At 63.8% G+C, this 12971-nt stretch carries 9 protein-coding genes; 5 read left to right on the top strand and 4 right to left on the bottom strand.

The window, feature by feature from the left end; all coding sequences use genetic code 11:
• The first annotated feature begins 10 nt into the window (after positions 1–10).
• The 3 genes from AC07WS_RS07905 (at position 11) to AC07WS_RS07895 (ending at position 4784) form a co-directional block, all read left to right on the top strand.
• The gene (locus AC07WS_RS07905; RefSeq protein ID WP_494728508.1) at positions 11–1336 is read left to right on the top strand and encodes an MFS transporter; all 1326 of its coding nucleotides are present in this window, start codon (positions 11–13) and stop codon (positions 1334–1336) included.
• 101 nt (positions 1337–1437) lie between these two features.
• Positions 1438–3069 (top strand): alpha-D-glucose phosphate-specific phosphoglucomutase, encoded by a 1632-nt coding sequence (locus AC07WS_RS07900; protein ID WP_494728507.1) that lies wholly within the window; start codon positions 1438–1440, stop codon positions 3067–3069.
• A 23-nt stretch (positions 3070–3092) separates the two neighbouring features.
• A complete protein-coding gene (locus AC07WS_RS07895) occupies positions 3093–4784 on the top strand; it encodes an alpha-amylase family glycosyl hydrolase (RefSeq protein ID WP_494728506.1) in 1692 nt (563 codons plus the stop codon).
• A gap of 3 nt (positions 4785–4787) precedes the next feature.
• Here the strand turns inward: AC07WS_RS07895 and AC07WS_RS07890 are convergent, their stop codons facing one another.
• From AC07WS_RS07890 to pulA, 3 genes are all read right to left on the bottom strand, one after another.
• Positions 4788–7070 carry a GH92 family glycosyl hydrolase gene (locus tag AC07WS_RS07890; RefSeq protein ID WP_494728505.1) on the bottom strand — a complete coding sequence of 761 codons (2283 nt, stop codon included), beginning with the start codon at positions 7068–7070 and terminating at the stop codon, positions 4788–4790.
• A 116-nt stretch (positions 7071–7186) separates the two neighbouring features.
• Positions 7187–7546 carry a PKD domain-containing protein gene (locus tag AC07WS_RS07885; RefSeq protein ID WP_494728504.1) on the bottom strand — a complete coding sequence of 120 codons (360 nt, stop codon included), beginning with the start codon at positions 7544–7546 and terminating at the stop codon, positions 7187–7189.
• A 48-nt stretch (positions 7547–7594) separates the two neighbouring features.
• Positions 7595–10381 (bottom strand): pullulanase-type alpha-1,6-glucosidase, encoded by a 2787-nt coding sequence (gene pulA / locus AC07WS_RS07880; RefSeq protein WP_494728503.1) that lies wholly within the window; start codon positions 10379–10381, stop codon positions 7595–7597.
• A gap of 182 nt (positions 10382–10563) precedes the next feature.
• Between pulA and AC07WS_RS07875 the strand changes: the two genes are divergently transcribed.
• A complete protein-coding gene (locus tag AC07WS_RS07875; protein ID WP_494728502.1) occupies positions 10564–10920 on the top strand; it encodes a hypothetical protein in 357 nt (118 codons plus the stop codon).
• 122 nt (positions 10921–11042) lie between these two features.
• On the top strand, positions 11043–11336 hold the full coding sequence (locus AC07WS_RS07870) for a PIN domain-containing protein (protein ID WP_494728501.1): 294 nt from the start codon (positions 11043–11045) through the stop codon (positions 11334–11336).
• A 5-nt stretch (positions 11337–11341) separates the two neighbouring features.
• On the opposite strand, the gene AC07WS_RS07865 is transcribed toward AC07WS_RS07870, so the two are convergent.
• Entirely contained in the window at positions 11342–12907 is a 1566-nt protein-coding gene (locus tag AC07WS_RS07865) for a POT-type proton-dependent oligopeptide transporter (protein ID WP_494728500.1), read from the bottom strand.
• Positions 12908–12971: the final 64 nt, after the last annotated feature.

The following is a 12971-nucleotide window of genomic DNA, read 5'->3' as shown; positions in this document are numbered from 1 at the left end:
GACACTCAGCATGCAATCTTCCAGCAGCAAGCCCATACTGTCGTTTTGGCAGTTGTGGAACATGAGCTTCGGCTTTTTCGGCATCCAGTTCGGCTTCGCGCTGCAAAATGCCAACGTCAGCCGGATCTTCTCCACGCTGGGCGCCAGTCCCGACGACCTGCCCCTGTTCTGGCTCGCACCGCCCGTGACCGGATTGCTGGTGCAGCCCATTATCGGCTACCTGAGCGACAACACCTGGCACCCGACCTGGGGCCGCCGCCGCCCGTTCTTCTTCGTTGGCGCCTTGCTGGCGTCGATCGCGCTGTTCCTGATGCCGAATTCCTCCGCGCTGTGGATGGCCGCCATCGTCCTGTGGCTGCTCGACGGCGCGATCAACGTGTCGATGGAGCCGTTCCGCGCCTTCGTCGGCGACAAGCTCGGACCTGCGCAGCAGACCGCCGGCTTCGCGATGCAGACCTTCTTCATCGGCTGGGGCGCGGTGATTGCCTCGCTGCTGCCGACCATCTTCACCCATCTGGGCGTGAGCAACGTGCCGGTCGGCGGCGCCATTCCCGACACCGTGCGCTACTCCTTCTACAGCGGCGGCGCGATCTACTTCCTGGCCGTGCTGTGGACCGTGCTCACCGCGAAGGAAACGCCGCCCGACGACATGGACGCCTTCCGCGCCGAGCAGCGCCGCACCAAGGGCCTGGGCCACGCGCTCAAGGAAATCCTCGGCGGCTTCCTGCGCATGCCGAAGACGATGGTGCAGCTGGCCGCAGTGCAGTTCTTCTCCTGGATCGCGCTGTTCTCGATGTGGATCTACACCACCAACGCCATCGGCGAGAACGTGTTCGGCACCACCGACGCGCAATCGGCCGCGTTTCAGAGCGCGGGTAACCATGTGGGCGTGATGTTCGCGGTGTACAGCGGCGTGTCCGCGCTGGCCGCCTTCGTCCTGCCCATCCTTGCGCGCAAGACCAGCCGCAAATTCGTCCACATGAGCTGCCTGACGATAGGCGGCATCAGCCTGTTCAGCATCTTCGCCATCCACGACTTGAACATGCTGTTCGTGCCGATGGTCGGCGTCGGCATCGCCTGGGCCAGCATCCTGACCATGCCGTATGCGATCCTGGCCGGCGCGCTGCCCGCCAAGCGCATGGGCTACTACATGGGCGTGTTCAACTTCTTCATCGTGATCCCGCAGATCGTCAGCGGCCTGCTGCTCGGTTACGTGACCAAGCACTGGTTCGAAGGCCATCCGGTCAAGACCCTGATGCTGGGCGGCGTCTGCATGGTGGTGGCGGGCGTGCTGACGCTGGCCGTGCGCGACAACGCCGATCCGGTTGCCCGCTGAGGTAAGATTGTTCGCTTGACCATGTATTTGCGCGCCGCGGTTTCGCCGGAACAGGTAAAACAGGGGCTGCGAATACAGTCCTTCACCCGTGCGGAGCGAACATGAGCATACAGACCGTAGCAACCAAACCATTCCCCGGCCAGCGGCCGGGAACTTCGGGCTTGCGGAAAAAAGTCGTCGTCTTCCGGCAGCCCGCCTATCTCGAAAACTTTGTGCAAAGCGTGTTCGACACGTTGGGCGACTGCGCCGGCAAAACGCTGGTGCTGGGCGGCGATGGCCGTTATCACAACCGCGAGGCGGTGCAGACCATCGTGCACATGGCGGCGGCGCACGGCTTCGCCAGGGTGCTGGTGGGCCAGGGCGGCATCCTGTCGACCCCCGCCGTCAGCTGCGTGATCCGCAAGCGCGGTGCGCTGGGCGGCATCGTGCTGTCGGCCAGCCATAATCCCGGCGGGCCGGATGGTGACTTCGGCATCAAGTACAACATCGCCGCCGGCGGCCCCGCGCCGGAAGGTGTGACCGAGGCGATCTTCCACCGCGCCGAATCCATCTCGCGCTACCGCATCAGCGATGCCTCGGCCATCGACATCGACCGCATCGGCGTTTCGCGCGTCGAGCAGATGGACGTGGAGGTGATCGACCCGGTGGCCGATTACGCGGAGCTGATGCAACGCCTGTTCGACTTCAACGCCATCAAGGCCCTGTTCGGGCGCGGCTTCCGCATGTGCTTCGACGGCATGCACGCGGTCTCCGGCCCCTACGCCAAGGCCATCCTCGAAGGCATGCTGGGCGCGCCGGCCGGCACCGTCATCAACGCCGTGCCGCTGGAGGATTTTGGTGGCCATCACCCGGACCCCAATCCCGTCAACGCGGCCCAGCTGATCGCCATCATGGCGGCGGACGACGCGCCGGATTTCGGCGCCGCCTCCGATGGCGATGGCGACCGCAATATGATCGTCGGCCGCAAATTCGACGTCACGCCGTCCGACAGCCTGGCCGTGCTGGCCGCGAATGCGACCATGGCGCCGGGCTACCGCGCCGGCTTGAAAGGCATCGCCCGCTCGATGCCGACCTCGCAGGCGGCCGACCGCGTGGCCGCTTCGCTGGGCATCCCATGCTACGAAACGCCGACCGGCTGGAAGTTCTTCGGCACGCTGCTTGATGCCGGCAAGGCCACGCTGTGCGGCGAGGAGAGCTACGGCACCGGCTCGGACCACATCCGCGAGAAGGACGGCTTATGGGCCGTGCTGTTCTGGCTTAACCTGCTGGCCGCCAGCGGAAAATCGGTGCAGCAGCTGGTTGAAGATCATTGGGAACGCTTCGGCCGCAACTACTACTCGCGCCACGATTACGAGGCGGTCGATCCCAAGGCCGCCAATGAGCTCATGGCTTCGCTGCGCATCAAGCTGTCCACGCTGGCGGGGCAGGACCTGGGCCATCACGTGGTCGATTTCGCCGACGATTTCGAGTACACCGATCCGGTCGACGGCTCGGTCGCCACGCAGCAGGGCATACGCATCGTGATGACCAACGGCTCGCGCATCGTGTTCCGGCTGTCCGGTACCGGCACCGAGGGCGCGACCCTGCGCGTCTACCTGGAGCGCTACGAGGCCGATCCGACCTACCACCACCTGCTGACCCAGCAGGCCTTGTCCGCATTGATACTCATCGCCGAGCAGGTGGGCGGCATCACCGGATGGACCGGACGTGCGCGTCCGACCGTCACCACATAAAAACCACGACTAAGGACGACAGCATGAAATTGACTCCCCTTGCAATGACTTTGGCGCTGGCGCTCGGCGCCGCGACAGTGGGCACGAACGCCATCGCCGCGCCGGCAGCCAAGCAGGCCGCGCGCCAGCCATTCCTGTGGGAGAACGCCACCGTCTACTTCCTGCTGACGGATCGCTTCAACAACGCTTATGTCGGCAACGACCTGGCCTACGGCCGCAAGGCGGATGCGGGTCCGCTGCGTGGCTTCATGGGCGGCGACCTGGCCGGCATCACCAACAAAATCAACGAAGGCTATTTCGACAGCCTGGGCGTCAGCGCGATCTGGGTATCGCCGCCGGTGGAGCAGATCCACGAAGGCACCGATGAAGGCACCGGCAAATCCTACGGCTTCCACGGCTACTGGGCCGCCGACTTCACCGCCGTCGACGCCAATCTGGGAACGGAGAACGACTTCCGCAACTTTGTCGACGCCGCGCATGCGCACGGCATACGCGTGCTGCTGGACGTGGTGATGAACCAGACCGGTCCCGTCACCGAGACCGACTACGTGTGGCCGGACGACTGGGTGCGCACCGGCCCACAGTGCACCTACAAGGACGCCAAGACCACCATCGAATGCACGCTGGTGAAGAACCTGCCGGACTTCCGCACCGACAGCGACACTCCGGTCGAACTGCCGGAAAATCTGGCGGCCAAGTGGCAGCGCGAAGGGCGCTTCGAACGCGAAGTGAAAGAGCTGGACGAATTCTTCGCCAGCACCGGCTACCCGCGCGCGCCGCGCTACTACCTGATGAAATGGCATTCGGACTGGGTACGCAAGTACGGCGTGGACGGCTTCCGTGCCGACACCGTCAAGCACGTGGAAGCCAAGGTGTGGAAGGAACTGGGCACCGTGGCCGGCGCGGCCTACGAGGACTGGAAGCGCGCCAATCCTGACAAGAAGCTTGGCGACGACAAGTTCTTCATGACGGCGGAAGTCTTCAACTACAACATCGCCCAAGGTCAGGTGTTCGACCTGGGCGGCGGGCAGACCGCCAACTACTACCAGAACGGCTTTAACAGCATGATCAACTTCGGCATGGTGTACGACGCCGCCAAAGATTACGAATCGCTGTTCAGCAGTTATTCGAAGACGCTGCACGGCGGCGCGCTCGATGGCTACTCGGTGCTGAACTACCTGGACTCGCACGACTACGACCAGCCGTTCGACGCATCGCGCAAGAAGCCTTTCGAAAGCGCGAACAAGCTGCTGCTGGCGCCCGGGGCGGCGCAAATCTACTACGGCGACGAGACCGCCCGCAAGCTCGATGTGGCGGAAGCGGTGGGCGACGCCAAGCTGCGTTCATTTATGAACTGGGGCGAGCTTGAACAGAACGCGCAGCGCGACGGCTACAAGATCGCCGACGTGCGCGTGCACTGGGCCAAGCTGGGCCTGTTCCGCAAGGCCCACGTGGCGGTGGGCGCTGGCGTGCACCAGCAGCTGCAGGCGAAGCCCTATGTCTTCAAGCGCACCTACGACAAAGGCGCGCTGCACGACAAGGTCGTCGTCGCGCTGGACCTGCCGGCCGACAAACCCACCAGTATCAAGCTGCACGGCGTGTTCGCCAATGGCCAGAAGGTGAAGGACTACTACTCCGGCAAAACCGCCGTCGTCAAGGGCGACAGCGTCAACTTCGGCACGAAGAACGCGGTCGTGCTGATCGGTCAGGAGTAAGCGCTAGCGGTCGGTCGAGAGCGAATAGGGCGCGTCGGCCGGGGCGGTGGCGCGCTGTTTGTTCGGCTGGCTGGACATGTCGAAGTCCAGCACCGCGCCCTGCATCAGGCCTGCGTGGCTCAGCCAGTTCTTCGAATAGGCCTTGCCGTCGACCTTGAGCGCGTTCACATAGCGCTTGCTGTCGCTGTTGGCCGGCGCGTTGATGACCACCGTCTTGCCATTCTCCAGCCGCAGCGTGACCTTCTTGAACAGCGGCGCGCCGACCACGTACTGCGGCACCGCCGGCGTGACCGGGTAGAAGCCCAGCGCCGAGAACACATACCATGCGGAGGTCTGGCCGTTGTCCTCGTCGCCGCAGTAGCCGTCGGGCGTGGCCTTGTACAGGCGGTTCATGGTCTCGCGCGCCCAGTACTGCGTCTTCCACGGCGCGCCGGCGTAGCCGTACAGGTAGATCATGTGCTGGATAGGCTGGTTGCCGTGCGCGTACTGGCCCATGTTCGCGATCTGCATCTCGCGAATCTCGTGGATCACCTCACCGTAGTAGCTCTCGTCGAAGGTCGGCGGCAGCGCGAACACCTGATCGAGCTTGGCGACGAACTTCTCGCGGCCGCCCATCAGGCCAATCAGCCCGTTCACGTCGTGGAAGACGGACCAGGTGTAGTGCCAGCTGTTTCCCTCGGTGAAGGCGTCCCCCCATTTGAAGGGATTGAAGGGTGACTGGAAGCTGCCGTCCTTGTTCTTGCCGCGCATGAGGCCCGTCTCCGGGTCGAACAGTTTTTTGTAGTTCATCGCCCGCTGTGCGTAGATGGCGATCTCCGACTGCGGCTTGCCGAGCGCCTTGCCCAGCTGGTAGATGGTGAAGTCGTCATACGCGTATTCCAGCGTGCGGGCGGCGTTCTCGTTGATCTTGACGTCGTACGGAACGTAGCCAAGTTCGTTGTAGTACTTGACGCCGGCGCGGCCGACGGCGCTCATCGGCCCTTCGTTGTCGGCGCCGTGCTTGAGCGCCTGCCACAGGGTTTCGATGTCGTAGCCGCGCAGGCCCTTGATGTAGGCGTCCGCCACCACCGATGCCGAGTTATTGCCGATCATGACGTCGGCCAGGCCGGGGCTGGACCACTCGGGCAGCCAGCCGCTTTCCTTGTAGTCGTTGGCCAGGCCGGCCTGCATCTCGCGGTTGATCGACGGGTACATCAGGTTCAGGAACGGATACAGCGCGCGGAAGGTGTCCCAGAAGCCGGTGCCGGCGAACATATAACCGGGCAGGATCTTGCCGTTGTAGGGACTCCAGTGGACCACCTGGTTGTTGGCGTCGATCTCGTACAGCTTATTCGGGAAGAACAGCATGCGATACAGGCTGGAATAGAAGGTGCGCGTCTGCTCGTCGCTGCCGCCTTCCACGCTGACGCGGCTCAGCGTCTTGTTCCACACGTCCTTGCCTTTTTGCGCGGTGGTGTCGAAGCTGTCGGAGGCCAGTTCGCGCTTCAGGTTCAGCTCCGCCTGTTCCTCGCTGATGAAGGAGGAGGCCACGCGCATGCCGACCTTCTCTCCTTTTTCGGTCTTGAAGCCGACCACCGCGCCGCTATGGTCGCTGGCCAGTTCCATCACGTCGCCGGCCAGTTTGTCGCCGTTCCAGATGCGGGTGGAGGCGAAGGGCTTGTCGAAGTAGATGACGAAGTAGTTCTTGAAGTTCTTCGGCAGCGGGCCGCGCGCGTAGCGCGTGCTGTAGCCGACGATCTTGCGTTCCGACGGAATCACCTTGATGTACGAGCCCTTGTCGTAGGCGTCCACCACCACGTAGGCCTGGTCGGTCTTGGGGAAGGTGAAGCGGAACTGCGCTGCGCGTTCGGTCGGCGCGATTTCGGTGGTCACGTCGGCGTCGGCCAGGTAGACGCTGTAGTAGTACGGCTTCGCCACTTCCGCCTTGTGCGAGAACCAGCTGGCGCGGTCGTCCTGCGTGAACTTGAGTTTTCCCGTCACCGGCATGATGGCGAACTGGCCGTAGTCGTTCATCCACGGCGAGGGCTGGTGCGTCTGCTTGAAGCCGCGGATCTTGTCGGCGTCGTAGGTGTAGGCCCAGCCGTTGCCCATCTTGCCGGTCTGCGGCGTCCAGAAGTTCATCCCCCACGGCATGGCGATGGCCGGGTAGGTATTGCCGTTCGAGAGTTCCGGCTTGCTGGCGGTGCCCATCAGGGGATTGATCAATTCAACCGGATCGGCGACGGGCGCGGCGGAAGCGGTCAACGCGAGGAAGAAAAGGGGCAGCGCGAGCGTGTGCAGTTTCATGTTTTGGACGACGGTGACGGGCGAAAATCTAGTGTAGCAGCTATGCCGTCGCCGGGAACCTGCAGGCCGTGGCGGCCGCCATGTTTAATGGCGCCGCACTAAACGAAGTGCGACAGCTACTGCGCGGTGATGACCACTGACGACGGCGCGCTATTGAGTTTGCCGTCGTCGACGACCAGCGTGGCGATGTAGACGCCCGGCAGGTCGGCAAAGAAGGTCGGCGTGGCGACTTTGGCGTTGAGCAGGGTTGCCGCGCTGCCGGTGGGCTTGGTCAGCGTCCAGGTGTAGCTGAGGATATCCTGGTCGGCATCGGTGCCGCTGCCGGCCAGCTTGATCGATGTGCCGGCGGCGACGGTTTGCGCGGGACCGGCGGCGGCGACCGGCGCCCGGTTAGCCTGCGCGACGTAGTCGCCGCCGCCACCGCAGGCGCTGAGCGTGAACAGTAGCAGCAGCGCTGCGACGGGGTTGTGTCTCATTGTGATCTCTTTCCGGATCGATGGGGAGCCAAAAAGATATCACGGTGTTTACTTCTTTTCTACGAATACCACGGCGCTGCGTGGCGGAATTGCAAACGTGCCGGAGGCCGCGTCGTACTTGGCTTCCAGGGCCACGCGTTTGTCCGCTGCGGTCATGCTGGTGTGGGCCGGATGCAGCTGGTAGCGGCGGTTCTCTTCTTCCGCGACCTTCACGCGCTGCGCCACTTTGTCGACGTTGATCAGGTAGGTGATGGACTTGAAGTTGGCGCCCGCGTAGCCGGCGCCGTCCAGGTGGGCGACGATCACGGTCGGAACCTGGCCGTTGCCGGTGTTGTAGAAGCGCAGGCGCTGTTTGATGTCCGCCGCCGTGCGCAGGCGGAACAGCGTGCTGCTGGAGCGGATCGCCAGCAGGTCGCGGAAGGCGTCGCGCGCGTAGGCGATGTCCTTCGGCGACGGCTTGATGGCTGCGTCGCGCAGCAGGGGCTTGATCAAGGCGTAGTCCTTGCCGTTGTCTTCCGCGCGCGGCGCGCCGGTGCCGAAGTAGTTGTCCTGGTAGCTCCAGTCGATGCGGTTGAACCAGTCGCCCGATTCGAAGCTGTTGCGGTCCAGCGATTTGGAGCGCAGGATGTCGAAGCCCGCGTGGAAGTAGGCCACGCCCTGGCTGAAGGCGTTGATGGCGGCGCCCAGCATCTGCACCTGCGCGCGTTCGGCGCTGGTGGTGGACTGCGGCAGCTTGAAGGCGTTGATGTCGTACAGGGTCTGGTTGTCGTGATTCTCGACATAGTTGACCACTTCGCCCGGCTCGCTGGCGTAGCCGGCCGGCTGGTTGCCGCCGTAGACGATGTCCTGCAGCTGTTGCGTCTTGCCGTCCCAGGTTTGCAGCGGGTAGCTGCGGATCGAGCCGGCCAGGCCGGCCTTGACCAGGTCCGCCGCTTGCAGCAGGTCGCTGGCGGGGCGTGTACCCGCTTGCGCGTTGGCGTCGTACACCAGGCCATTGATGTAGCCCTGCTGCGTGATCATCTGCACGCCGCTGTCGCCGGCGCCGCCGCCGCGCACGGCGTCGCGCGCGCGGTCGCTGAAGGTGCCGATGCCGCTGCCGTTGAGCGACAGCTGCGACGCCTGCACGAAGCGCGCGCCGTCGGCTACTTCGCCGAAGTTCCAGCCCTCGCCGATAAGGTTGATGTGGCGGCCGGTGGCGCGATCGGCGCGCGCTTGCAGCTGCTCCATCGCGGCGCGCGGCTGGTGGCCCATCAGGTCGAAGCGGAAAGAGTCGATCTTGTATTGCACCGCCCACTGCTCGATCGAGTCGATCATCAGCTTGGCCATCATCAGGTTTTCGGTGGCGGTGTTGTCGCAGCAGGTGGAGCGTTCGATCGCGCCCTTGTCGTTCAGGCGGTGGTAGTAGCCGGGCACTACGCGGTCCAGCACCGACTTTTCATTCTGGCCGGCGATGAAGGTGTGGTTGTACACCACGTCCATGCCGACGCGCAGGCCGGTCTTGTGCAGCGCCTGCACCATCTTGCGGAATTCGATGATGCGCTTCGCGCCGTCGGCTGGATCGGTGGCGTAGCTGCCTTCGGGCGCGTTGTAGTGGTAGGGATCGTAGCCCCAGTTGTAGCAGTCGGTGGACTGGGTCTTTGCGATCAATGCTTGCGGTACTTCGCTGTCCGGCGGCAGACCTGCCGGGATGGCGGGTGCGACGCAGCCTTTTTCCGGCACGCTGCCGATGTCGAACACCGGCAGCAGGTGGATGTCGGTCATGCCGGCCTTGCTGAGCGCCGCCAGGTGCTTCATGCCGTTGGAGCCGGCTTCGGTGAAGGCGGTGTACTTGCCCCGGTTGGCGGCGCTGACGGTGTTGTCGTTGATCGAGAAGTCGCGCACATGTAGTTCGTAGACTGTCATGTCGGATTGGGTGGCGACCTTTTTCGGCGCGGGGGTTTTGTCCCAGCCGGCGGGTTTCAGGTTGGCGGCATTCAGGTCGGCGATGTAGCTGCGCTTCGAATCGGTGGTCAGGCTGATCGAGTATGGATCGGTGACGAGGTTGCGCACCAGGCCCGCCGTTGGCGCCACCACGTCCACCAGGTACTGGTAATACTGGCCGGAGCGGTTGCCTTCAAGATGCGCGGACCAGATGCCGGTGGCGTCGTCGCGCCGCATGGCGGTGAGGGCGGTGGCCTTGCCTGAGCCGTCGGCATAGGTGCACAGCGCCACGCGTTGTGCGGTCGGCGCCCACAGCTTGAATCCGGTCTGCGAGCGTGACTGCGCGTCGGAGCCGCCAATGCTGACGCCCAGATTCCGCACATCGGCGGCGCCGGCATACAAGTCGTCAAGCACGCCGGCGATTTGCAGCGTGGTGGCGTCGCGCACGGTGCCGTCGTCGGCCTCGTGCACCAGCATAACCTGCTGCGTCAATATGTCGCCAAGGCGCGCCGCATCCGCAGGCGCCAGCGCGAGCACCGCGCCGTTGCCGACGAACTTGAAGCGCTGCGCGACGTCGGCAGGCAAGGCGCCATCGAAGCGCGCCAGGGCCAGCGCGCCATCCGCGCCGGACACGCGCGCGCCAGGCGCCGCGTGCAGCGAGGCGGAGGCGGAGTGATAGAGTTTGAAAGTGCCGCCGGCCGCATCGGCGCCCGGCCATTTGATCAGCTGGCGATTGAGCCAGTAAGCCCGCGCATCGGCGGCGACGGCGGGCTGCAGGATGGTGGCGAAAGGGCCATCGCAGGCGGCGAGCGTCGCCGCATCGGCAGCCGTGGCCGCAGCACAGCTCAACGCCAGCGCGCCGCCAACAGAAACCCCAGCCACCCGCCGCCATACTCCAAGATGCTTACCGCCCATATCGCCGCCTCCAAAAACTATAGATTTAGGTAGTGTGGCTACAAAAAGCCAGCAAGCACCCTTGAATTTGCCGGTTATGGTAATCCAAAATCTGTAGTTTTGATACTTTTGTTGTCTGGTGGGTGCGCCCCCTGCACGTGTGTTATACACTGTCAGCGTGGATAACTGAAAACCGGTGTGTCATGGCACAACTTACCGTGGAGTTGGATGATCGCGAAATGGCGCGTTTGCGGGCAGCTGCGCGCGCACGCCATATCGATCCGAATCGTTTGACTGGTGTCCAGCTGCTGCAGGTGCTTTCGACTGGGCATCCGAAGAAGGCCAAAGCTAAAGGATTATGGCTCAGCGGTGGCGCGGTACGCATGACGCGTACAAAAGCGGTGAAAGGCATGGCCGCTGACACTGCCGTCCCCAGCGCCGCTGCGCGCGCAAAACGTCTTGCTGCCGTCATGAGCGTGCATGGCATGTGGAAGAATGACCCGGACAAGCCGCGTGATGCGGTCGCTTACCAGCGCGAGGCGCGGGCCGAATGGAAATAGTCCTGTTCGACACGAATATTCTGATTGACAATCTGGAGGGGCATGCTGCTGCGGTGGTCGAACTGACGAGCTATGACGATGCTATCATTAGTTCCATCACCTGAATGGAGGTGGCGTGCAAGATGGACTCGGTTGGCAGGAATAGCTTCAAGGCTTTCCTTGCCGGGGCGGGTATCCGGGTTGTTCATCTGAACGACGATATCATGGAGCGCGCGGCTACTTTGCGCGGCAATAGCATCGCCCATCCTCCCAAATACTCACTGCCGGACTGCATCGTACGTGCGACAGCTGAAGTGGATGGTCGTCTCATCATTACGCGCAATCCTGCCGATTTCGGCGGCGAAGGGCCGCGTGTGCGCGTTCCATATGACATCGTTGCGGGCGCTGCCGTGAACATCAAGGCACCGCCCGCGTAAGGTGCTTAATTAGTCGCGGCTCGCTTATCATCGCTGCGGTAGTTATCCACCATCTTGTAGCGTATCGCGTACAGCGCGAAGATGGCCGCTACCAGCAGCGCGAAGGCGGCGAAGAAGAACATCTGGAACGCGATCACGCCCATGCCGCTGCCGGCGATGTACGCGCTGACCGCGTCGTTCTTCACGCCCGCGTTGACGATCAGCACCCACAGGTTGCCGACCGTGATGGCCAGGTACCAGAAGCTCAGGATGATGCCCTTCATCGGCGCCGGCGCCTGGCTGTAGGCGAACTCCAGCCCCGTCGCCGACACCAGCACCTCGCCCAGCGTCAGCAGCGCATACGGCAGCAGCTGCCACAGGATGGACACCTTGTCGCCGGCGTCCATCTGCAGCTGGATGGCGCCGATCACGATCCACGACACGCCCGCCAGCGCGATGCCCATGCCCATGCGGCGCAGCGGCGTCGGCGTGATGCCGATGAAGCGCATGATCGGATACAGCGCCAGGTTGTTGAACGGGATCAGCAGCATCACCAGGATCGGATTGACCGCCTGCATCTGCGCCGGCAGCAGCGTGAATTCCCAGCCGAAGATGTGCAGCAACGGGCTTTCCATCGCATTGGCCTGCACGATCCAGGTCGACGCCTTCTGGTCGAACAGCGAGTGGAACGGCGTGACCATCGCGAACACGATCAGCACGCGCAGCACGGCGCGCACGCCTTCGACCGCCTCGTCGCTGTGCAGGCCGCGCGCACGGTCCAGCTGCATCGACACGCCAATGCCGCCGAACGCCAGCACCAGCACCAGCGCCAGGCAGGCGGCGATGACGAAGCCCCACTGCGGCGTCATGCACAGCGACGCCGCCGCGCCCAGCGCGCCGACGCCGGCCATCACCAGGCCGGGGCGCGATTGGCCGGGCTGCTTGCTCATCAGCGCGGTGCGCGCCACGCTGCTGAAGGAGTTCGGGTTCGGCGCGGCCGGCGGCACGTGGATGTACTTGCGCTTGCCGAGCCAGAATACCAGCGTGGCGACCGCCATCAGGATGCCGGGAATGCCGAAGGCGACGGCCGGGCCGTAGTCGCGCAGGAACAGCGGCATCAGCAGCGAGGCGAAGAAGGAGCCGAAGTTGATGATCCAGTAGAAGGCGTCATACACCGCCTTGGCGCGGTTCTTGTTGGTCTGGTCGAACTGGTCGCCGACAAAGGCCGCCACCAGCGGCTTGATGCCGCCCGAGCCAAACGCGATCAGGAACAGGCCGAAGTAAAAGCCCTTGAGGTTGTCGTCGAAAATCGCCAGGCAGGCGTGGCCGGCCACGTAGATCAGGCTGAACCAGAACACCGTGTTGTACTTGCCGAACCAGCGGTCGGCCAGCCAGCCGCCCAGCAGCGGGAAGAAGTACACGCCGATGACGAAGGTGTGGAACACGTGCTTGGCCTCGCTGGCGCGGTCGGCCAGCGGCACGAACAGCAGTAGGGTGCTGAGCAGGAAAGGCGTCAGGATGTTGCGCATGCCGTAGAAGCTGAAGCGTTCGCAGCCTTCGTTGGCGATGATGTAAGGGATTTGCCGGGGCATGGCCCCGTTGCCGGTATTGCTCACTATGTCTCTCCTGAGTGTGTAGTTTGACTACTATTTTTAT

The organism is Duganella sp. GW821-FHT01E12 (assembly GCF_059422325.1).
This window is presented reverse-complemented; position numbering and strand designations above follow the sequence as displayed.

Excerpts from the sequence above, each read along its gene's own strand:
- AC07WS_RS07890 (WP_494728505.1), bottom strand. The coding sequence starts at position 7,070 with ATGAAACTGCACACGCTCGCGCTGCCCCTTTTCTTCCTCGCGTTGACC.
- AC07WS_RS07895 (WP_494728506.1), top strand. The coding sequence starts at position 3,093 with ATGAAATTGACTCCCCTTGCAATGACTTTGGCGCTGGCGCTCGGCGCC.
- AC07WS_RS07885 (WP_494728504.1), bottom strand. The coding sequence starts at position 7,546 with ATGAGACACAACCCCGTCGCAGCGCTGCTGCTACTGTTCACGCTCAGC.
- AC07WS_RS07905 (WP_494728508.1), top strand. The coding sequence starts at position 11 with ATGCAATCTTCCAGCAGCAAGCCCATACTGTCGTTTTGGCAGTTGTGG.
- pulA (WP_494728503.1), bottom strand. The coding sequence starts at position 10,381 with ATGGGCGGTAAGCATCTTGGAGTATGGCGGCGGGTGGCTGGGGTTTCT.
- AC07WS_RS07870 (WP_494728501.1), top strand. The coding sequence starts at position 11,043 with ATGGACTCGGTTGGCAGGAATAGCTTCAAGGCTTTCCTTGCCGGGGCG.
- AC07WS_RS07865 (WP_494728500.1), bottom strand. The coding sequence starts at position 12,907 with ATGCCCCGGCAAATCCCTTACATCATCGCCAACGAAGGCTGCGAACGC.
- AC07WS_RS07900 (WP_494728507.1), top strand. The coding sequence starts at position 1,438 with ATGAGCATACAGACCGTAGCAACCAAACCATTCCCCGGCCAGCGGCCG.
- AC07WS_RS07875 (WP_494728502.1), top strand. The coding sequence starts at position 10,564 with ATGGCACAACTTACCGTGGAGTTGGATGATCGCGAAATGGCGCGTTTG.